The sequence below is a fragment of the Chitinophaga rhizophila genome (assembly GCF_019492185.1).
In the GTDB taxonomy this organism is placed as follows: domain Bacteria; phylum Bacteroidota; class Bacteroidia; order Chitinophagales; family Chitinophagaceae; genus Chitinophaga; species Chitinophaga rhizophila.
Genome location: NZ_JAICCF010000001.1, coordinates 318,505 through 340,622, shown reverse-complemented (window position 1 = coordinate 340,622; position 22,118 = coordinate 318,505). Strand labels below are relative to the sequence as shown.

General features: G+C 48.1%; 18 protein-coding genes. 11 read left to right on the top strand and 7 right to left on the bottom strand.

Going from position 1 to position 22,118, the window contains the following annotated elements; all coding sequences use genetic code 11:
* Nucleotides 1-2: 2 nt before the first annotated feature.
* The 7 genes from K1Y79_RS01310 to K1Y79_RS01280 form a co-directional block, all read right to left on the bottom strand.
* Entirely contained in the window at nt 3-1,448 is a 1,446-nt protein-coding gene (locus K1Y79_RS01310; RefSeq protein ID WP_220248190.1) for a DUF3526 domain-containing protein, read from the bottom strand.
* Nucleotides 1,432-2,856: an ABC transporter permease gene (locus K1Y79_RS01305; protein WP_220248189.1), complete on the bottom strand. Its 1,425-nt coding sequence runs from the start codon at nt 2,854-2,856 to the stop codon at nt 1,432-1,434. Before K1Y79_RS01305 ends, K1Y79_RS01310 begins: the two co-directional genes overlap by 17 nt.
* Nucleotides 2,857-2,881: 25 nt before the next feature.
* Entirely contained in the window at nt 2,882-3,586 is a 705-nt protein-coding gene (locus K1Y79_RS01300; RefSeq protein WP_220248188.1) for an ABC transporter ATP-binding protein, read from the bottom strand.
* 53 nt (nt 3,587-3,639) lie between these two features.
* A complete protein-coding gene (locus tag K1Y79_RS01295) occupies nt 3,640-3,972 on the bottom strand; it encodes a hypothetical protein (protein ID WP_220248187.1) in 333 nt (110 codons plus the stop codon).
* 79 nt (nt 3,973-4,051) lie between these two features.
* On the bottom strand, nt 4,052-4,891 hold the full coding sequence (locus tag K1Y79_RS01290) for a DUF922 domain-containing protein (protein WP_220248186.1): 840 nt from the start codon (nt 4,889-4,891) through the stop codon (nt 4,052-4,054).
* A gap of 74 nt (nt 4,892-4,965) precedes the next feature.
* Entirely contained in the window at nt 4,966-6,423 is a 1,458-nt protein-coding gene (locus tag K1Y79_RS01285) for a hypothetical protein (RefSeq protein WP_220248185.1), read from the bottom strand.
* A complete protein-coding gene (locus K1Y79_RS01280; RefSeq protein WP_220248184.1) occupies nt 6,420-6,863 on the bottom strand; it encodes a hypothetical protein in 444 nt (147 codons plus the stop codon). Before K1Y79_RS01280 ends, K1Y79_RS01285 begins: the two co-directional genes overlap by 4 nt.
* Before the next feature lie 341 nt (nt 6,864-7,204).
* Between K1Y79_RS01280 and K1Y79_RS01275 the strand changes: the two genes are divergently transcribed.
* The 11 genes from K1Y79_RS01275 (at nt 7,205) to K1Y79_RS01225 (ending at nt 22,023) form a co-directional block, all read left to right on the top strand.
* Nucleotides 7,205-7,558 (top strand): Bor family protein, encoded by a 354-nt coding sequence (locus tag K1Y79_RS01275; protein ID WP_220248183.1) that lies wholly within the window; start codon nt 7,205-7,207, stop codon nt 7,556-7,558.
* A 27-nt stretch (nt 7,559-7,585) separates the two neighbouring features.
* Nucleotides 7,586-9,097 carry an FAD-binding protein gene (locus tag K1Y79_RS01270; RefSeq protein ID WP_220248182.1) on the top strand — a complete coding sequence of 504 codons (1,512 nt, stop codon included), beginning with the start codon at nt 7,586-7,588 and terminating at the stop codon, nt 9,095-9,097.
* 305 nt (nt 9,098-9,402) lie between these two features.
* A complete protein-coding gene (locus tag K1Y79_RS01265) occupies nt 9,403-10,197 on the top strand; it encodes an MlaE family ABC transporter permease (protein ID WP_220248181.1) in 795 nt (264 codons plus the stop codon).
* A gap of 1 nt (nt 10,198) precedes the next feature.
* Nucleotides 10,199-10,972, top strand: coding sequence for an ABC transporter ATP-binding protein (locus K1Y79_RS01260; RefSeq protein ID WP_236059447.1), 774 nt, complete (start codon nt 10,199-10,201; stop codon nt 10,970-10,972).
* Between the two features lie 3 nt (nt 10,973-10,975).
* Complete coding sequence (locus K1Y79_RS01255; protein WP_220248180.1) at nt 10,976-11,995, top strand: MlaD family protein; 1,020 nt, start codon at nt 10,976-10,978, stop codon at nt 11,993-11,995.
* 299 nt (nt 11,996-12,294) lie between these two features.
* A complete protein-coding gene (locus K1Y79_RS01250) occupies nt 12,295-12,837 on the top strand; it encodes a sigma-70 family RNA polymerase sigma factor (protein WP_220248179.1) in 543 nt (180 codons plus the stop codon).
* A gap of 72 nt (nt 12,838-12,909) precedes the next feature.
* Nucleotides 12,910-13,911, top strand: coding sequence for a FecR family protein (locus tag K1Y79_RS01245; protein ID WP_220248178.1), 1,002 nt, complete (start codon nt 12,910-12,912; stop codon nt 13,909-13,911).
* Between the two features lie 55 nt (nt 13,912-13,966).
* Nucleotides 13,967-17,458, top strand: coding sequence for a SusC/RagA family TonB-linked outer membrane protein (locus K1Y79_RS01240; RefSeq protein WP_220248177.1), 3,492 nt, complete (start codon nt 13,967-13,969; stop codon nt 17,456-17,458).
* A gap of 11 nt (nt 17,459-17,469) precedes the next feature.
* Nucleotides 17,470-18,972, top strand: a complete 1,503-nt coding sequence (locus tag K1Y79_RS01235; protein ID WP_220248176.1) for a SusD/RagB family nutrient-binding outer membrane lipoprotein — start codon at nt 17,470-17,472, stop codon at nt 18,970-18,972.
* 27 nt (nt 18,973-18,999) lie between these two features.
* A complete protein-coding gene (locus tag K1Y79_RS01230) occupies nt 19,000-20,514 on the top strand; it encodes a DUF5689 domain-containing protein (protein WP_220248175.1) in 1,515 nt (504 codons plus the stop codon).
* A gap of 15 nt (nt 20,515-20,529) precedes the next feature.
* A complete protein-coding gene (locus K1Y79_RS01225; RefSeq protein ID WP_220248174.1) occupies nt 20,530-22,023 on the top strand; it encodes a calcineurin-like phosphoesterase C-terminal domain-containing protein in 1,494 nt (497 codons plus the stop codon).
* The last annotated feature ends 95 nt before the right edge of the window (nt 22,024-22,118 follow it).

The window sequence follows — 22,118 nt, the reverse complement described above, 5'->3', positions numbered from 1 at the left end:
GATCATATACTGTAACGCCTGTGTGTCACGCTCAATAGCATTGTGCCCGCTATAAGAAAACCAACGGCAAGCGATAACAGATAGCAGCTGCCTTTCATCCACAATAGTGCCCTGCCGGGGTCACGGGATGGTTGGTAGACTGGTAGTGATTGGTAGTCGTTGATCGTAAACTTTCTGTCGTTGAAATGAAATGTATAGAAGTACTGCTTCCAGCGTTCTCTGAATAGGCTAACCTGCCTGTCAAAGTAGATGTAGTCTGTCAGGTCTGTGCCGGCAATACTGTTCAGCAGCACCTGTGCATATACGGCCGGGTTATACAGGCAGGATGCATGAACAAGGGCCATATCTTGCTCCCATGCTGCTTTTATACTGGCATTGGCACGTTGCGCCCTCCGCGATACCAGGTCGTAGTAAGCTATCATCCGGCGGGTGCTGCCAGCACTTGTATCATACGCCTGTGCATTACGGTATGCCGGATAGTAACTATAAAAGCTGTCGAGCAGTTGCCGTTGTGGCAGTTCCCATGTTTCCCATTCTATCTCCCGCTGGATAGATGCTGCCGCTGCCATATTATCGTCTGCACCATCTGTAAGTCTTGACAGCAGGAAAGCGGGCAGTGCAATGAGTACGATGATCCAGGTACATAACATTGTCATCAATGTAAGCGCAGAGGCTTTGTTCCAGGATAAGATCAGCCATATGATGCCGGTCCATACGGCCAGGTAAGCAGCGCTTACCAGTAACCAGGCCATCACCTCATTCCATGGAAGGGTTGTTGCCGGTAGGATGCCACAGGCAGTAATTATCAGCACGCAGCACAGCAATATGACGTAACGTAACCCTAAGCGGAGGAACAGGATGGTAGCCATGTTACTGCCCTGTAATAACAATAATGAAAATGTACCCTGCTCTTTCTCCTGCCCCAGCAGGTTGTAACTGATACATATCATGGCCAGTGGCAGCAGATAGATAATCAGAAAAGAAACATCAAAAGCGCCGGCCAGCAGGTGTAAAGGATTGCTGATACTTTCATCAGCAGGTACGAAGTTTTGTTTTACAGCAACCGGTACATAATAAGTAGCCCTGTCACTTAGTCCGACAGCCAAACCAGCAAATACTGCCGGTGGGTGAACTGCTGTTCTATGTAAACGGAAGTCCACTACTGCGGGATGTGCAGCTGCGGTGTAAGCTGATTTACCGGCAGGTGTGGACGTGTCAGCATGGAAGCCCTGGGATAACTTCTCATACGCTGCTGCATAATCTTTACTGATGCTGTCCAGCGTATTCAGCTGTGTGGCCCTGACCTGTTTTCCCAGCAGTGCCGCTGTAATGCCTGTAGCTAACACTATCAACAGCAATGCTGGCAGTATACCGGTGCGGAGCAGCGTACGCAGCTCAAATAGAAGAATGCTTTTCCAGCTGTGCAGCTGACTATTCCGTAGTGACATAACGCGCAATAATTTGTAAAAGAACAATACCGGTTGTCAGCCATAACAGGAGGGAAGCTATCATCCATGCCTGACTGCGCAATACAGCGGAGAGGCTGACCGGTATATAACGAAACACGGGAATACTTTTATAGAAAGACGCTGACACTTTCCAGTGCTCGTCGCCCGTACGGCTGCCGCCATAAGCCAGTTCATGATTCAGCCTGCGTATGAAGTCATTACGGTATGTTCTGGCTGTATGATCGAAATGTTTTTGTTGCAGATAATCTGTTCCGCAGAGGGCCATTGACAGACTGTTTACAGCCAGGTAAGGATCTGCCAGTGCAAAGTAACCGGTAAACCTGTTCTGTAAATCAATAATGCTGTCTGTCTTTGCAGTATAATGCTCATATACCCGCTGTGAATAATCTTCGCCGGCCTGCATAAGAAGGGCGTTCATATTCACCGGCAATGCATCTATGCTGGTAACCTGGTATTGCTTCAATGTTGCTGCAATGACCTGCTGCTGCCTTTCTTCCCGGGGCGTTTGTCCGTCTATACCCATTTTTATCCCTTTCTCTATCTGTTCCTGTACAAGGTATTGAGAGGGGAGGGGATAGATACGCGCTGCCAGTCCCGGCCCGAGCCGGGGGATGATGATGTTCCAGATCAGCCATATGCCGGAAAGCAGTATCAATGCCTGCCTGGCATTTGCAGCTATTACCGATATGACCATTGTTATCAGTACGAAGATGCTGCAATAGCTACTGTAGGCGAGCACGAGTATCATCAGCCGGAGGGGGAGCGCTTCATCTGAAGCAGGGGTGCCTGTAAACAGCAATGCTGGTATGCACACCAATAGTCCGGCAATCAGCATTACATTGACCACTGCCAGGTAATACCTTGTTTTACTGCTGATGATTGTACGATGTGTAGCTCCCTGGATCAGCAGTAGTTTAAGCGTACCGGCATGCTTTTCCTGCAGGTATGCATTGTAGCAACTGAATATGATGAGTAGTGGAAAGAATAATTGTAATACGCTGGCAGGTGTCAATGCACCGAAACGCAGGTAGGCGTCTGCAGCGCGTGCCGGCGGGGCGGCCATGGCGTGTTGCACATGTGCCTCTACACGCATGGACGTACCGGTAACGGATTCAAGTCCTCCATCAAAACCACTTAATAAGGTAATAGGTTTAAATATATACGTACCAAAGTGCGCCGCACTATGCGGATCGCCGGTTTGCAGTTGCTCCCATTGCTGCCTGAAATGCGCATTCGCTTCCACCCGCGATTGCCGCAGGCTTTCTGCACGTTTGTATGTGCCGGCAAAAGCAATCCCTATCAGCAGGAGCAATGTCAGCAATGCGGCAGGTAATGCGTAGGTACGTATTCCCGCCAGCCACTCTTTGGTCGTGAGTAGTAGAAGCATCTTTCGTTAAATATGAATGGTTAGGTCAGACAGTCCGCATGTGTTGCATGTAGATGTTTTCCAGCGTGTAATGATCAACTGCATCGGCTTCCATCGTGGTGATCAGTCGTCCGTTTTTCATAATGCCGATACGCGTGGCTACTTCCCGTGCATGATACAGGTCATGTGTTGCCATCAGTACTGCCCGCCCTTCCTCGCTGAATCTGCGCAGCAAATGGGAAAACTCATAACTGGCATGCGGGTCAAGACCTGAAGTGGGTTCATCCAGCAGCAGTACGCTGGCATTCTTGGCGGTAGCGATTGCGATGCCTACCTTCTGCCGCATACCTTTGGAATAGGTTTGCACGCTTTTACCGATCGCATCCTCCTGCAGTCCTGCCTCCAATAACAGGTTGATGTAATACTCTTCTTCATAATGATTGCCGGTAAGGGTATCAAAAAAGGTAAGGTTTTCGAGTCCTGTCAGGTGAGGGTATAGCATGACTGTCTCCGGTATATAAGCAATATGCCGGCGCGCTTCGCGCAGTTGCCGCGTTACATGGATGCCATTCACCAGGGCACGGCCGCTGGTGGGTGTAACAAAACCCAGGAAACAATTGACTGTAGTAGTTTTGCCAGCGCCGTTGGGTCCGAGCAGGCAGAATATTTCACCCTTTTCAACGGTCAGATCGAGCGCATGCAGGGCAGTATGCTGTCCAAATTTTTTGGTCAGCGTAATAGCTTGCAACATAGCATTATGGAGATGCAGTTATGAAGGTTGTGTCGGTAGGGGAGCGTATGGGATTAGCACACAGGCGCAGGAGGGCCCCTGTCGGCATGTACTGCTGGTAAGCATGTTAGGATAGCAGATACAGAGACGGTATCTAACATCAGGTAATAACGCAGCGGCTGATGAAAAGCAGGTAAATCGGGCAGCACTGCATCTTTGCAAAGATGATAGTCGCATACAGCACAGTCATGTGCAGCTTTCAATACGGAATGGGTGACGTCAGTATCATACCTGGCTGACACAACATCATGGCGGTGAAACGCCTTCACACCCTGTACATACACAAGGATAGACAGCAGCACAAGAGCTGCCAGTCTTCTTATAATTGTATGTCGGGTTTCACGCATAATATAAAGATATGTAAATGTAACTTTGTTGCAAAAACAAAAGGCATATTTTTTTTGTCCTTTCTATTTTGCTGGATAATTATCTGGCATATGCCTCCATACTGGCCAGTGCATCTTTTACTTTGCGGGTCCATTGTTCCTGGGCAGCTGTTTGCAGACCATGTTCTGTCTCTGCGTCATACAACGCCTGCTGCTCTCTGTATAACCGGTAAGTTTCCAGGAATGCGTCTTTGGAAATCCGGGTCACGTTTCCGGGTGTGAGCGGGGTGGTAGATAATGTCTTTCTTAAACTTCTTGCGTATACCTCGCACAGGTCGAAGTGTAATTGCTCATGTGCCAGTATAGCTGGCTTTTGCTGATCGTTCTTCGCACTGCTCTGGTAACATATAAATTCATTGGTAACAATAACGCGGGCTTGCCCGGGCGTAGTCAGGGTATCAATTTTTATCCCGAACCTGCAGGATGTTCTCGCACCTACATGCCTTTCGCGGATGCTGGCCGCATTACCTTTATAGTCAGCCCATGTAAGTGGCCGGTCAGCACTCCAGGGGAACTTTCTTTCGTATGTTCGGGGATGATCGACCCGGTACAAACCGGCGCTGACATATTCACAACGATGGCTGCGATCGGGATTAGTATGAGCCGTAACTTTCACAATATTTGCCCCTTTTTGCCTGGCGGCCTGTTTCATCCGGGTAATGATCTCATCATAGGCGCAGGCAGCAGCAATGTGATCGTCAGTTGATTGGATGATCCCTGTTTTTTGTCCGCCGGTAAACCTATCCTCTTCTTCCAGTACTACAACAAATGCTGTATCAGGAAGTGCCGGAAATGTGGCAAAGGAATGATCCGTTGACTGAAGTTTTGGTGAACACGCAAACAGGCCGGCCGCCGTTAGAAGATAAAGTACATTTTTCATGGATGAAACAACTGTTAAGTATATATATGACGTAAGGGCTAAACGTTGCAACATGTACAGAAAACATGCCGTAATTAGTCGCCTCCGCCGCCGCATCCACCACATCCGCCTCCACAGCTACTGCCTCCACAACTGCTTCCTCCGCTTCCGCAACTGGAGCCACTGCTACCGCAACCTGATGCACCGCCAAAGTCTTTCTTCTCCGGCTCTCCAAAGGTATTGCGGAATGATACGGTACTATATGCGGCAAAGACGCCTGCCAGTAATGCCACATCAGGAATATCCCGTACGGCGGATAATCCTTTGACTGCAAACTGGTGTACTACCGGATCTGTTTCCTCTTCCGGCTTTCCATACTTATGCTCATACAGCGCCTTGGCTGTTTTGTACATTGACAGGTCCCGCCTGCATCCTCTTGATATTACCCGGCACAATATTGCTGTCAGTATTATTCCTATTATAAGATACCCAAACGGTTTGTGATGAATCCATCCCTGTAAAATCCGGATGACCGGTACTCCATATAACAGCACGTGTAGTAGTCCGATGAAACCACTGTTCCTGCTGGCAAATTGATCCATCGCTATGAAGATCGGGTGACTGGCATCTGCGGGTGTATACCATCGTTCTGAAATGGCTTTATAATCTACTTCGGTCTGATCATCTTCCAGTTCAAAGCCCGGTATCAGCGGGTTCTTTTCCTGCTGTTGCGGTATGTACCCGGCTTTATTCACTGTGAATACACCCTCTTTGCTGGTCAGTAATAATCCTCTTTTCATCAGATCTACAATGCCTGTCTGGACTGCCCTCCCTTTTCCGTATACGAAGGCTGCGATATGAAAAGGTGATGCATCTTCAGGGAAGTGAGCGGTTAACAGGCGGTTAACCTGTTCCTGACTTCTGATATGGTATATCAGGTAAATGGTCAGCAGTGAAAGCGCAAATAGTGCAAAGAACCAGATGAACTGCGGGCCTTTAAGATAAAAGGGGAACAGCTCTCCATATACCATCCCGGAAAAGAGAAAAGGGAGTAATGCCAGCATTGAAAAGGTAACTGTCAGCTTTGTGGTCCATTCCACCGGTGGGTAATCAGGTATTGATACATAGTCGATCGGTGTTGGCCAGATATCTTCCGGCGGCGTTGTTTCAAATATGTTCCGGTATAACTGTCTGGTTCTTTTATACCAGGCCAGGTGCCGGTAATCTTCGCTGGTACCACCGTCTGAGGGGTAATGGTGTACGTCCCTGCCAAGGGTGTTTTTACAGAAGTCTGTCCAGTAGGACTGCGTATACGTCAGGTGCAGGTGCCATACTTCATCAACGACATTCGATGGTGCAGCGCCTGTGGGCGAGATACAACAGAGAAGCATAAACTTTTTATACTCTTCGATGGCCCGCCGGGTAAAATCGGGTGTCCATTGCTGTTCAGCAGCGAGTTTCTTGGCAAAGGTGTTCACTGCTGTTCCATTGTCGAATGAGAAAGCCTGGATCTTCGTCCACAGGGGGAGGTGTGTTTGCATCATAGGGTTCATGTTGCTTTCATTTTGTGATATAATGGTGTGTCGGAATAAAGTATAGGTGGAGGCATGTCTGCTGACAGTGGCATACCGGCATGTCGGTAATGCCTTGTTTTCAGGCAGGCAGCAGTGCGCTCCGGGCAAATGTTTGTAACAGGATGTTGTATATAAGATGGTGTACTGGTAAGGTAGTTATTGCAAGCAGGTATATTGTTGATGGTGCAGACAGGGGGAACGTATGTTAATGGAAGAAGGGTCAGATAAAAGGGACTGTCATACAGGGCTGCGTTAGCAGAGAAAAAGCAGGCGAAGAATAGATAAATGATAAAGGTGATGATTGTTCTCAAACGCGATCGCGGTGGATCTTTGAGCGTCGGAAACTGGTTCTCCCGCGGTGGAGAGATATCTGGTGGAGGAGCTGCCCCGGTGGGCGATATCAGATACATTCGTATCATAGGCTGATTCAGATATTTTCCTACCGCAAGGTAATGTGAATTTTTGATATTGAGAAAAAAGGAGACCTCTGAACGTAATAACCATTTATTCCGGGGGAACGGAACGGCCGTATATCGCCCTGGCCTCGTCCTGGTCTTCATACCTTACAGGCCTCAAAAGGTCATTTGGAGGTCACTAAAAGGGCACCTGGATATCCCCGGGATATCCAGGTGCCCTTTTAGTGACCTTTTAGTACAGGGATGGTATAAAACACAAAGCATTACCAGGCGGGTAAGGTAACCTGCTGTTGCCGGCAGGTTGTAAGAGGGATAATGGTTAACTTTACGGAAAGATCAACCCCATGCATTCCCCAAAAATCCACAGCACGCTGCATGCAGTTATACTGTCTGCAATCCTTTTATGTTCAGGCGGTTGCTATTCGTACCGGCTGGCAACACAGGCGCTCCCCTCCACAGGAAATTCTCCCCGTAACAGGATCCGGACCTGCAGTTTATTCTGGGGACTACTTAACAAGCCGCAGATCATCCATACCCCAGTATGCGACTCGCTCGGTGTCAATGGTGTGGCAGAGGTAAGGGTGAGGAACAACTTCGGCAATGCCCTGCTTACCGTCTGTACATTAGGGGTTTATTGTCCGCTGACCCTGGAATGGCAGTGTTCAACTCCTTGTTCACCGACGGCTGATCCGCTATAAATCTTTTTCACCCCAAATCTTGCAGTTATGAAAATTGTCAGAAACGGCGCTTTCTCATGGAGTAATGAGCATGGCACTTTTTCGCAGCGGGTAAAGGACCTGTATGACCTGGCCAATGAAACGACAGGCAGTGCATTGGAGATTTACAATGACACTACCCTCGGTATCCAGCAGATCATCCGGGAGGCCATCAGTTCAGGTACCCCTCTCAGGGCATTGGGCGGCAGCTGGTCCTTTACCCCGATTGCGGCTACCCAGGGAATTATTCTTAATACCCGGCCACTGAATATACGTTTCCCCGTATCAGCGGCCAGTGTGTCGCCCCGGTATAAAGGGCATCATAAATACCTTTGTCTGGCTCAGTGCGGCAACCGTATATGGGAGCTGAATAAGTACTTCAATGACAGGGGGCAGTCTTTGTCTTCCAGTGGGGCCAGTAACGGGCAGACCATCGCGGGGGCCATCGCCACAGGCACACATGGCGCAGCCTTGGATTTTGGCGCATTACAGGAGAATGTGGTGGCCCTGCATATCATTACCGGACCGGATAGTCAGCTCTGGCTTGAAAGAGCGTCTTATCCTGTGATGGATGACACCTTTCCCGACAGGCTGGGGGCAGACCTGATGAGAGATGATGAAGTGTTTGACGCTGCACTGGTAGGCATCGGGGCAATGGGTTTTATCCATGGAGTAATGATTGAGGCTGTGGATGATTTCCTGCTGGAATCCTACCAGCGCAGGGTGCCCTATGATGAGACGCTGGTCAGGCAGCTGACTACCCTGGATTTTTCTGATGTGAGACTGCCTTATCCCGGTGAAAGACCATTTCATATGCAGATGTTGATCAATCCGTATGATATGGCCAACGGGGTATATGCCACAACGATGTACAAGCGGCCTTTCCGGAATGATTATACGCCGCCGGGACCTAATGGCGCAGGGATTGGGCCGGGAGATGATGCCCCATGTTTTATCGGGAAGCTGGCAGGTATGATTCCGGGCATCGTACCGGTGATGGTAACGAAAGTACTGGGCGAGAGCCTGCATATACATGAGCGGCAGTTCGGGCGGCTGGGCGAGATATTCAGTAATACCACCCTGCGGGGTAAGGTAGCCAGTGCGGCCGTGGGCATACCACTGAGTGCCGTACCTGTTGTAGTGCAGGCGCTGATGGAAGTCAATGCATCGGCAGGGCCATTCGTAGGTCTGTTTGCTTTTCGTTTTGTGAAGTCGTCCAAGGCCGTGATGGCGTTTACCCGGTATGCGCCAGTGACGTGTGTGATGGAGCTGGACGGGGTGTTAAGTCCGGAGACCCAACATTTCTACGATGCCGTATGGACTAAGCTGGATCAGCTGCAGATACCTTTCACGTTCCATTGGGGGAAGATGTGTAGTATCCATCCTGAGCGGCTGCGGCATATGTATGGCGACAGCCTTGACAGGTTTCTGATTGCGCGGTCGAAGATCATAGATCCTGCTACAGCTGCTATTTTCAGCAATGATGTAATGAAGACATGGGGTATTGACAATGTAAGCTGAGCCATATGGACCAGTTGATCCGCGCTGCCATTATTTTAGGCCGTAGTCAAAGTTGCCCAAAACGGCTGGAGGTGTGCAACTTTGGCTACAGGTTTTTTCACGCTACGAATCTACTTCATACACCTGCATTTAAATTTTTATTATTAAATAGTAATATATGCAATCCCATTGCGGATAAGTCCGTATCTTGGAATTTTACATTTGATTAGCAGCAGGTTGTTGCCTGATTTAACAAATGAGAACTAAAATTGTATTTAGTTATGATTATCAGGCTACTTATCTTAGCGAATACTTAAAAATAGCGAATGGACTCAAACATCGAACAGCCGGAGAAGCCAGTGATATCGAAAGGTATTGATGGTTTCTTCAAAGACATTAACAACATTTGTAGGTTCATTATCAGGATCTTCGTTGAGGCCTTCAAACGGCCTGTTGAGATACGTGAAGTTATCCGCCAGTGTTACCAGGTGGGCTACAAGTCGCTGGCGCTGATTACCATGACCGGGTTCATTACTGGTCTTGTATTTACCAAACAGTCCAGACCATCATTGTCAGAATTTGGGGCTACTTCCTGGTTGCCCTCCCTTATTGCTATTGCGGTGATCAGGGCGCTGGCACCATTGGTAACAGCCCTGATCTGTGCCGGTAAGGTAGGTTCAAGTATCGGTGCAGAGCTGGCATCTATGCGGGTAACCGAGCAGATAGACGCCATGGAGGTATCAGCCATCAATCCATTTAAATTCCTGGTGACTACCCGCGTACTGGCTACCACCATTTCTATCCCCATCCTGGTAGCCTATACGGGACTGGTTGGATTACTTGGTTCGTTTCTGGATATTCATCTTAATGAGCAAACATCTTTTATCAGCTTCTTCCAGGAAGCCTTTAAAAATATATCCTTCCTTGATTTCATAACCACCGGTGTCAAAGCTGTCGTTTTTGGTTTTACCATCGGTGTGGTGAGTTGCTACCAGGGTTACCACGCTACCCAGGGTACGCAGGGGGTAGGTAAAGCAGCGAACATCTCGGTAGTAATATCGATGTTCCTGATCTTTATAGAAGAGATATTTATTGTTCAAATTGCCAATTCTATCCGTTAATATGAAGTCATTTACGCCGGAAATAAACATGAGTGAAAAGGTGATTGATATCCATGACCTTTACAAGTCCTTTGGATCCAATCATGTGTTGCGCGGTATTGACATCAACGTGCATAAGGGAGAGAACGTAGTGGTCCTGGGCCGCTCAGGTACAGGAAAGTCTGTATTGATTAAGATCATCGCTGGTTTGCTGACGCCAGACTCCGGCACTGTGAATGTACTGGGCAGTGAAGTAGATAAACTAAGTAATGCCGACCTGCGTGAATTGCGGTTGAAAGTGGGTTTCTGCTTCCAGAACGGCGCGTTGTACGATAGTATGACTGTTGGAGAGAACCTGGCCTTCCCGCTGAAACGTAATACCCCAGGGATCAAAAACGAGCAGGTGAAGAAGATGATCAATACGACACTCGAAGCGGTAGGACTGGCTAAGACCATTGACCAGATGCCGTCAGAGCTATCCGGTGGGCAGCGTAAGCGTATAGGTATTGCGCGTACACTCATCCTCCGCCCGGATATTATGTTGTATGACGAACCGACTGCCGGTCTTGACCCGATCACCTGCACAGAAATCAATAACCTGATCAACGAAGTACAACGCCGTTTTCATACCAGCTCCATTATCATCACGCACGATCTTACCTGCGCCAAAGATGTAGGAGATAAGATAGTTGTGATGAAAGAAGGTAAGTTTGTAAAGCAGGGCACTTTTGATGAAGTCTTCAGTACAAAAGATGAACTCATCAATGAATTTTATGACTATAATTTTATACAGTAAGATATGAAAGAAACAAGCAACAGACGCTCCGTAATAGTAGGCATTTTTATTTTTATAGGTTTGCTGATCGTTATCGTTGGCGTACTTACACTTGGCGGACAGAAAAAGGCTTTTGTACAGGCAGTACGCGTTACAGCGACCTTTAAGGATATTGGTGGTGTGCAGACCGGAAACAACGTCTGGTATTCAGGTGTGAAAGTAGGAACTGTCAAGAAGATCACTTTTCTTGAGCATGATAAGATAGAAGTAGCTATTAATGTCGAAGAAAAATCAGCCCGCTTTATACATAAAGACGTTATTGCCAAAGTAGGCTCTGACGGTCTGGTAGGTAATAAGATCATCTCACTGGCCGGCGGCTCTGACAATGTACCTGCCATCCAGGATGGAGATACCTTAAGAGTTGCGGTGAATATCAGCCCTGATGAGATTATGACTACGCTACAGGAGAATAATAAGCAGCTGCTGGCTATCACCGGTAACCTTAAAACACTCAGTCAGCGCATCGTGGACGGAGAAGGTACACTGGGTAAGCTGGTGACAGACGAATCATTATATAATAACCTGTCACAGACCGTTTCTACCTTCGAGAAGGCCGCCTCCAACACCGAGCGCCTGACCAAAGGTCTGGCTGACTATGCGGCGAATCTGCGCAGGGAAGGTACATTGGCTAACGATCTGGTAACAGACACCGCTGTATTCAGCAACCTTCGTTCTGCTGTTGCGCAGATGAAAAATGTAGCCGGTAATGCCAATGACGTGGTGAACAACCTGAAAAGCACTACCCAGAACCTGAACGACAATCTGAATAGTGCCAAGTCGCCGGTAGGCGTATTGCTGAATGACGAGCAGTCAGGGGAAGATCTGAAGCAGACGCTCAGAAACCTGAATGTAAGTACCGGCAAGCTGGATGAAGATCTGGAAGCGCTGCAGCATAACTTTCTGCTGAGAGGGTACTTCAAGAAGAAAGCGAAACGTGAAGAGAAAGCAAGAAAAGACAGTATTAAGAACGCACAGAAACAGTAAGTTGCGTTCATATATTACAGGCCCGTGCAAGCTGCTTGCACGGGCCTTTTTTATTTTCAACGTATAACAGGCGAGGTGTCAGTAGTATAGCCTGCCAGGCGGAAAATATCTATTTAAGATAACAATTACTTAATCCAAACTTAACATTCCCCCACTATTTTAGCGCCCTGAAAAATAAGTCGTACAGCTATCAATTGTCAATGTGAAACATCCTGTACCGGAATAAGCCATTCCGGTATAGTTAACATTCGCTTTACAATGGCAGCGTACTTTTGCTCGTAAACACCAGGTTAATTAAGATGCGAATTAAAGCTACATATAATCCTTCATCTGACCCTGAGATGTATTTTGACAGGTTGTTTAAAGATACCTATTCCAATACGATCGCATACCTGGAGAAAATCAGCGGTGACAGAGATCTTGCGGGCGATCTCGCCCAGGAGGCTTATCTGAAAGTCTGGCAGAAGCTCGACCTGTTACCCCAAGCTGAGGAAGAAACCCTCAGGTACATCCTGATTATTGCACGTAACTGCTTCCTCGATCATCTGAAGAGTGTCCTGAAAGAAAAGAAAAGGCAGGATGCCTACGCCGTTGTATATACTGAAACCAGCGCTGCTGTCAATTTGATGGAAGTCAAAGAGCAGCAGCAGATTATTGACCATACTATTAATACCCAGGAAGAAGCCGCCCGTCGTTTTTACCTGCTGAACAGGGAAGAAGGCCTTACCTATAAAGAGATCGCCCGGCAGGAAGGCGTATCTGAAAAGACCGTAGAGCGCTATATCGGAAGAGTGCTCCAATCCCTGCGTACCCGCCTTGCAGGCTTCCTTTTTCTTTGGTAACAATTCCTTAACCTTGATGGCTGACGGTGCCGGATTTCTTTTACTGTTCTTATAATAAACTAAGTCAGTTAAATGCATCTACAGGATATCCGGACAAGGCTGGACGATTTCAGAAAAGGTAAATTAAGCTCCGCAGACAAAGAAGAGTTACAACAGGCATTGGATGCGCTTACTGAAGAAGAGCGTAACACTTTATTTCCTGTGGATGGTTATTTACAGAAAAGAGAACACCAGCTGCCGGAGGAAGAGATTGCCGCCGCGCTGGCCCGTCTGAAACAATCCAACCAGCCAGGTAAGGTAATACTACTGTCCCGCTGGAGAAAACTGAGCCAGTACGCCGCTATCCTGGTACTGGTAATGGGAAGCGCCTTTCTGCTTAGAAAACATACAGGGTTTTTCCTGAGAAAAAGCGGTTATACCTCTACCAAACGTTATCATACCATGAGAGTAGCCGATGGTAATCATGGTACCATTGTACTACAGGACGGTACACGCATCGTTGTGAACGGCGGTAGTGAGCTGCAGTATCCGGAGCAGTTTGAAGGTAGTGAACGTATGGTATACCTGAAAGAAGGAGAGGCCTACTTCGAGATTGCAAAAGATGCCGCACACCCGTTTATAGTTAAGACACAACAGATGCGGGTACGGGTATTGGGTACCTCGTTTTCAGTAAGAGATTATAAAGAAGAAGACCGTGCGACCGTGTCGGTTAACAGCGGGCGGGTAGCACTGGAGAATATATTAAACGCCGGCCCCTGTCTGGAGCTTTCTGCCGGAAACGGATCCGTATTGGAAAAGTATACAGGGACAATTACAAAACAGGACATAGATATCAATGGCACTACCGCCTGGATAAGGGGAGAGTTTAATTTCCAGGATGCCGCCTTGCAGGATGTATTACAGGTATTGCAGCATAAGTATGCAGTACGCTTTGAAGTGAAAGATTCAACCTTGCTGAAACGCAGATTTACAGCCACTTTCAGAAATAACAGTATTCAGAACATTATGCAGCAGCTGAAACTGATGGGGCATTTGGAGTATACTATTACAGACAACCTAATATTAATACAATAATAACCACCCGATAAGGGGAGCAAAAAATTCGGTACAAAAGCTAAATTTTAATTGAATGGACAAAAGTACAAATAAGCGGGGAGGCCCGCTAGGGGATTGCTGTCCGCAACTGAAAGCAATGATCAGGAACGCGGGGCTGTTAGTACTATTATTCCTTACTGCATGGATGCCGGCTGTATATGCACAGACTGGCGAACAAAGGCTCGATATCTCTATAGAGGGACAGCCGCTGAAAAGTGTGTTTCAGTTTATTGAAAAGAACACCGCTTTCGTGGTTAACCACAGCGAAGACGAAATAAACACCACTGTTAAAGTAGCTGTAAACCTGAAGGGAGCTACCGTACCGGATATTCTGAGAGCTGCCCTGCGCACTACCGAGTATGGCTTTGTCCGTAATGGCAACACCTTTGTCATCACCCGCAGACAGCCGGATATCGTGATCCGTGGTAAGGTGGCCGACGAGAAAGGAGAGGCGCTGATAGGTGTGAACGTACGTCCTAAGAATGGTGCCAGAGGTACTATTACCAACAAAGATGGTCAGTTCACTATTGCAGTACCTTCTCCGGGTACTTCACTGGTATTCTCCTTCCTGGGATACACCAGCCGTACCATTCCGGTAGCTGAAACGCAGACCCTGAATGTGCAGATGATACCGGACGCAAAAGCGCTGAATGAAGTAGTGGTAACAACCGCGTTAGGTATCAAACGTGAAGAGAAAGCATTGGGTTATGCGGCGACAATCATCAAAAATGAACAGCTGACAGATGCGGTGTCTAACAACTGGACAGACGCATTATCCGGTAAAGTAGCGGGTCTGAACCTGGTAAGATCCAATGCAGGTCCTACCGGTTCCAATAAGATCATCCTGCGTGGTGAAAGTAACCTGAGTGGCGATAACGAGGCCCTGATAGTAGTAGATGGCGTGGTTATCAACCAGAGCAGCGGCCGTCGTAGTGCTATCGCAGGTGAAACGCCATACGGTACCGGTAGTGATAACATGCCGGCAGATTATGGAAGTGGCCTGAATGATATTAACCCGGAAGATATTGAAACCATCACCGTACTGAAAGGACCAGGTGCAGCCGCATTGTACGGTCAGCGCGGAGCCAACGGAGCACTGATCATTACTACCAAGTCTGGTAGTCCGAAGAGAAAGGGCCTCGGTGTCAGCTTTAATTCAAATGCCGCTGTTGAGCAGGTGAATCGTTGGCCAGCCCTCCAGTATGAATATGGACAGGGCCTGGATGGAGCAGCTTATTACTCCTATGGCGCTTCTGCCGATGGAGCCAGTACCAGCGGAACGAGTTCTTCTTATGGTCCGCGCTTTGAAGGACAGCAGTTCTTCCAGTACGATCCGGTGACCCAGGCACAGGGTAAAGAAAGAACCCCTTGGGTGCCTTATAAGGATCAGCTGCAGCAGTTCTTCCAGAATGGGCAGACATTTACTAACTCCATCAGCCTGGATGGCGGTACAGATAAAACAACTGCCCGTTTCTCCTTCACCAATGTAACTAACAAATGGATCATCCCTAATACAGGTTACGGACGTAATACCGTAGCGATGTCCATCAATTCAAAGGTGAATGACAAACTACAGATCTCCTCTAAAGTAAATTATACGAACAAGTTCAGCGATAACCTGCCGGGTTCCGGTTATGGTAACCAGTCGTTAATGTACTGGTATATCTTCTGGCAGCCGAATGCTGACCTGGATTGGCTGAGGAATTACTGGGCTAATGGTCAGGAAGGAAAGGTGATTAAATATCCTTTCAGCTCATTCCCCGAGAACCCATATGCCGTAGCCTATGAGTTCCTGAATCAGACCAACAGGCATGGCATCACCGGTAACATACAGGCCACTTACAACATTGTAAAGGGGCTGAGCCTGCAGATAAGAACATCTATTGATTTTGCCAATGAGCACCGTGAGCAGAAGCGTCCTTATGATGCCGGCGCTAAATTCCGCAAGGGCAGCTTCCGTACGCAGAATATCTTCGGCATGGAAGCCAGCTCGGACTTCCTCCTGAAGTATCAGACGAAGATCGGCAGGGACCTGGAAGTATCTGTCACAGGCGGTGGTAGTACGCTGAGAAATACTTATAACAGGGATGAAGTACGTGCAGACTCCCTGACATTCCCGGGTATCTATACCATGGCAAATGCCGCAGGTCCGCTGGTAACCATGCCACATAAGTCAGAGTATGCCTTCAACAGCTTTTACGGCTTGCTGGCCCTTGCTTACAAAGACTACCTGTTTGTGGACTTTACCGGTCGGCAGGACTGGGCTAGTCCGCTGGCTACACCACGCCGTACCACAAATGCCGGTTTCTTCTATCCATCAGCTAACCTGAGTTTTATTGCATCAGAAGTATTCAAGATGCCTAAGCAGGTAGACCTGGCTAAACTGAGACTGTCGGCTTCCAGCGTAGGTAGCGGTGGTACCATCGCTTACCAGACCGCATATGTGTATCAGCTGGCAGGAAGCCTGTATAGCGGAGGACTGGAAAACCCTGCGGCTTTGGCCAATCCTAACCTGCGCCCACTCAGAACGATTTCCTACGAGGCAGGCGCTACCGGTAAGTTCTTTAACAAGCGTGTAGGGTTTGACCTGGCATTATACAAAGGACTGTCCAGGGATCAGCACCTGCAGCGTGTAGTTGACCGTGCGTCCGGTTATTCCACCATCCTGGTGAATGCCGGAGAGGTAAGCAACAGCGGTATTGAGCTGGCATTGAATGGTACCCCTATATCTACCAGAAGTGGGTTTAAATGGAATACCAACATTGTGTTCTCTTCTAACCGTAACAAAATTGAGAAGCTGCTGGATAGTTCCCTGGTACTGAAAACAGGTTACGTAGGCGGTGGCCAGATTGTGGCACAGGTAGGAGGTAGTATGGGCGATCTGTATGGCCGTGGCTATCAGCGGTCTCCCGACGGGCAGGTGATCTATGACGGTACCACTGGCGTAGCCCTGATTACGGAAGGAGTAAAATACCTGGGTAACACTATCCCTAAGTGGAAGCTGGGTTTCAGCAACGACTTTACTTATAAGCAGTTCCATCTGAGCCTCCTGTTTGATGCACAGTATGGCGGAGTAGCACACTCCCTCATGCACTACAAACTGGCAGAACAGGGCAAGACGGTGAATACACTGCCCGGCCGCTACAATGGTATCATCGGAAATGGTGTAATAGCAGACGGAGACGGTAAATACAGAAGGAATGATGTCATTGCCACAGACATCGACGAGTACTACCGCTCTCATTATGGGGTGGACAATGCAGAGGGCAGCACCTTCCGTACGGACTTTATCAAGTTCAGGGAAGCCCGCCTCGACTACTCACTGAATCCTAAACTGGCGAAACGTATCGGTTTCCAGCGTGCATCGTTTGGCGTATATGGCCGTAACCTGCATATCTGGTCTAAGTGGCCGATGTTCGATCCTGAATTTGGTACTATCACCGGTACTGATATCGTGCAGGGTTTTGAAGTGGGCCAGTTCCCATCTACCCGCACATTTGGCTGTAACCTGGTACTTGTACTCTAATGCTAAAGACAATGAAGAACGTGATATTTAAATTAACCACTGCAGTACTGATGGGTAGTATGTTATTCTCATCCTGTACAAAAGACTTTACAAGCATCAACACAGATCCGAATGCTACACCGATAGCATTGCCTGAACAATTGATGGCCCCTGCGCTGGTAAGCACGCTTTCCTATAACATGCTCCGTAACCGTAACTTCAACAATGAACTGATGCAGGTAACGGTAGATGCGAGCGATGCAGAAGGAAAGGTATTCAGATACGACTACCGCGCTACCTGGGCAGACTATCTGTACAATGGCCTGTTTCTGGAGCTGACCAACTTCAAGGATATGTATAAAGTGGCTAATGATCCGCTGACCTTCAATCCTTCCTATAAAGGTATTTCGGTGATCTGTCAGTCCTGGATTTATTCCATTCTGACAGATACCTACGGCGACATTCCTTATTTCCACTCTAACCTGGCCAGGGATAGTGCAGTATATGAGCCCCCTTTTGATGCCCAGAAAGATATTTATATGGATATCTTCCGTCAGTTGGATTCGGCTAATGTTTGGCTGGCAGCCAATCAGGGAATTAACGGCGGCAATGACCCTGTATTTAATGGTAATGTTGGCAACTGGCGGAGGTTTGGTAACTCCCTTTACCTGCGTTTATTACTCCGGGTATCCGGTAAGGCAGAGATGTCTGAGTTCTGCAGAACAAAGTTTAAACAGATTGTTGATTCGTATCCGGTGATGACCAGCAATGCAGAATCGGCGATACTGAGATGGACAGGTCAGGGGCCTTATACTTCCCCGTTGATCAATGTAAGAGAGCAGGATTTCAGATCGCCAGGTATTGCCAGCTTTTTTATTGACAACCTGAGCGCGTGGAATGATCCGCGTATTGATATCCCTACTTACGGTACCAGCAACATCAACAGATGGGGCATAGCGCCTTATTCAGGCAGTTACCAGGGTATACCCAGCGGTTATGCACCGGGAGAGAATCCGGTTAAAAAGTGCTACTTCTATTCCAATACATCTGCCGTATCCCTGATGACAGAACCGATGACCGGCATGATGATGAACTATGCAGAGCTGCAGTTTATCCTGGCAGAGGCAGCAATCAGAGGATGGATCCCCGGATCTGCGCAGACTTACTATGAAACAGGTGCGCAGAACAGTATTACCCTGTGGTTACCTCAATGGGCAGTGCCGATTAAAAATTTCCTGGCCGCGGCTGATATTGAGTGGGATGATACCTTGTCTTTCGAGGATAAGATGGAGCGCATCCACAGACAGAAGTACTATGCATTGTTCCTGGTAGACATGCAGCAATGGTTTGAATACCGCCGCACCGGTCACCCGATACTGCCAAAAGGTGCAGGCCTGAAGAATGGTGGTGTAATGCCGGCAAGGATGACTTACCCGGTATATGTACAGTCAACAAATCCGACAAACTATAAACTGGCAGTTGCCAGACAGGGTCCTGATCAGATCTCTACCCAGGTCTGGTGGCAAAAACCATAATTGATATTCAATACCAAAAATACTGTCATGAAAAAGATATGCTTATATACCTTCCTGTTATCTTCATTGATCTCCTTCTGGGGATGTAAGAAGGACACTTACCCCGGCGGACAAATCAGCCCTTATATCGCTATCTTCGATATCAGGAACCTGCACAGAGGGCAGGACCTTGTCTTGAACACCGACAATCTGAAAGGCTCTGATAGACTGGCAGCGATGGTCGTGTCAGATCATTCCGGCGGCAACCTGCCTGCCGGTTTGCTGGTAGTACAGGATGCACGCCGGCTGTCTATGCTGCGCGGTATCTCTATCCCCTTAGGAGAAGCCGCAGCTGGCTTCGTACCCGGCGATTCTGTCATCATCAATATTGAAGGTAAAACCCTGTCGAGAGAAGGTGGCGTGCTGCAAATCAAAGGAGTGACTGCCGGTGACGTACAGAAAGTGTCCAGTGGCAATACTATCCCGATTAACCGGGTAACCATTGGTCAGATGCAGGCTAACCCGGATGCGTATGAAAGCACCCTGTCTGTGATAGTAAAGGGTACCTTTGATCCCTTGCCAGCGCCGACGGATGTGTTATCGGGTAACAAGACCCTGAACGATGGTTTTGGTGATATCCTGCTTCAGACGGAGAGCGCTGCTGCCTTTGCGAACGATTCCGCATATGTGACGGCTAACTACTACGGTATCGTATTCAATGTAGAAGCAAAGGAAGGGCAGCTGGTACCTCAGTTCCGGGTACGTACCGGGAAGGACGTTGTAAAACTGAGCTCCAAGATTGAAGTAGCTCCTGTACTGATCACCGGTTTTATGAGCGATGCTGCCGGCGCTGACGGTAATAATGAGTACGTGCAGCTGATGGCCACAACAGATATTGACTTCGCTGTTACGCCATATGCTGTAGTGGTGACCAATAATGCCAATGCTTCTACACCTACAGGTTATCCTGCAGCGGGATGGGCCACCGGTAATATGCGTACTTACAAATTCAGTCTGAGCCAGGGCAAGGCGGCAAAAGGAACCTTCTTCTATGTCGGCGGAGCCAATAAGTTGATTAACGGACCAAACTCCACCAGCATCAGTGCTGCAAACTGGATCAGGGCATTTGACTATACTAAAAACGACGGCGACGGCTTCGGTCTGAAAACAGGCGGTCTGCTGGCCAACAGTGGTAATGCTTCCGGCATTGCAGTATTCAGAGATTCTGCCGTAACGGTTAACTCCACACCAGTAGATGTGATGTTTATCTCAACAGGAGGTAGCCTGTTTCAGAGTGGCAAAGGTTACCGTATTGCCAACACGGACTTCTATGATATTATCAACCCGATCACGATGGCACAGCAACCGTTTTACAGGCAAGGCTCGAATACCCTGGCACTCTCTTATAATACCGCAGATATGGGCTACTTCAACATGCTGGGTGGCATATACAATCCTGCGCTGGGTAAATGGGTAAGAGCAAGGGCCCAGAATAATGTACTGCTGACCAAAACTTCTGCACTCTCAGCAATTGAGGGCGAAGGAGCAACCGTTCTCAAATAAACCGATCTAACAGTTATGACGCTTAACAGAAGAAAATTTCTGAGGAACCTTGGTATTACCGGATCACTGCTGACCATGCCTGCGGCTATCCTCAATGCAACGCCGCTTTTCAAAAAAGGCAGGATTGATCTTTCCACTATTACATTAAAGGGGAAAGTACATAGCAATGGGAAAGGTATTCCCGGTGTACAGGTAACCGACGGTATCAATATCGTGCTGACAGATAAACATGGAGAATACAGCCTGCAAAGTAATGCTACCGCTGAATTTGTATACATCAGTGTTCCTTCCGGTTATGCGTTTCCGGAAGAGAAGGGGATTGCCGCTTTCTTCCGTCCGCTGACAAAAGGTAACGGCGTTATCAAAAATGACTTTAGCCTGGAGAAACTGATGACTGACGATCAGCAGCATACTTTCGTAGTATGGGCAGATCCGCAGATGAAGTCAAAAAAGGACGTAGAACTGCTGATGAGCCAGTCCGTACCTGACCTGCAGGCGCTGGTAAAATCCTATCCAAAGGAGACCCTGATACATGGCATTGGCTGTGGTGACCTGGTATGGGACGAGTTTGAACTGTTTGCCGACTATAAACAGGCGGTAGCGCTGAGCGGTATTCCGTTCTTTAATGTGATCGGTAATCATGACATGGACCTGGAAGCCCGTAGTGATGACGGCTCCGCCAATACATTTAAAAAGCAGTTTGGTCCGACTTACTATTCTTACAACAGGGGCGCAATCCATTACGTTGTGCTGGATGACGTCTTCTTTGTAGGCGCTGCTAAAAGCTATATCGGTTATATTACCGAAAACCAGCTGCAATGGCTGGAACAGGATCTGGCAAATGTAAAACCAGGTAGCACAATTGTACTAAGTCTGCACATCCCCACCTTTACAGGTGCACAGAGAAGAGCAGGAAAGCCGGAAGAAATCGGGGGCGGTACTGTAGCCAACAGGAAACAGCTGTACAAGATGCTGGCCCCTTACAAGGTGCACATCATGAGCGGGCATACGCATTTCAACGATAACTGGGAAGACGGCAATATCATGGAGCATAACCATGGTACTGTATGTGGAGCCTGGTGGACCGGCCCTGTCTGTGGCGACGGTACTCCGGCAGGCTACGGCGTATATGAGGTAGACGGCACCGATATCAAATGGTACTACAAATCTACTGGTCTGCCGAAAGAAACGCAACTGCGCATCTATCCAAAGGGGAAAGTGAAAGACGCACCGGAGGAAATAGCCGCCAACGTCTGGAACTGGGACAGTAAATGGAAGGTTGAATGGTATGAAGACGGCATCCTGAAAGGACCGATGGAACACCGTGTAGCTTATGATCCATGGGCGGTAGAACTCTATGCCGGACCATTGCTGCCTAAAAAGCACAAGTTCGTGGAGCCTACGTTGAACGATCATATGTTCTTTGCGAAACCTTCACCCGATGCTAAGAAAATTACAGTAAAAGCAACCGACAGGTTCGGTAACGTATACGAGGAAACTATCGGATAACAGGCTTTCAATTTTTCAGGAAAGGCAGGTCATGAAAAATGGCTTGCCTTTTTCTGCTGCAATATATTAACATAAAGGAGTATATTTGCGCGTCG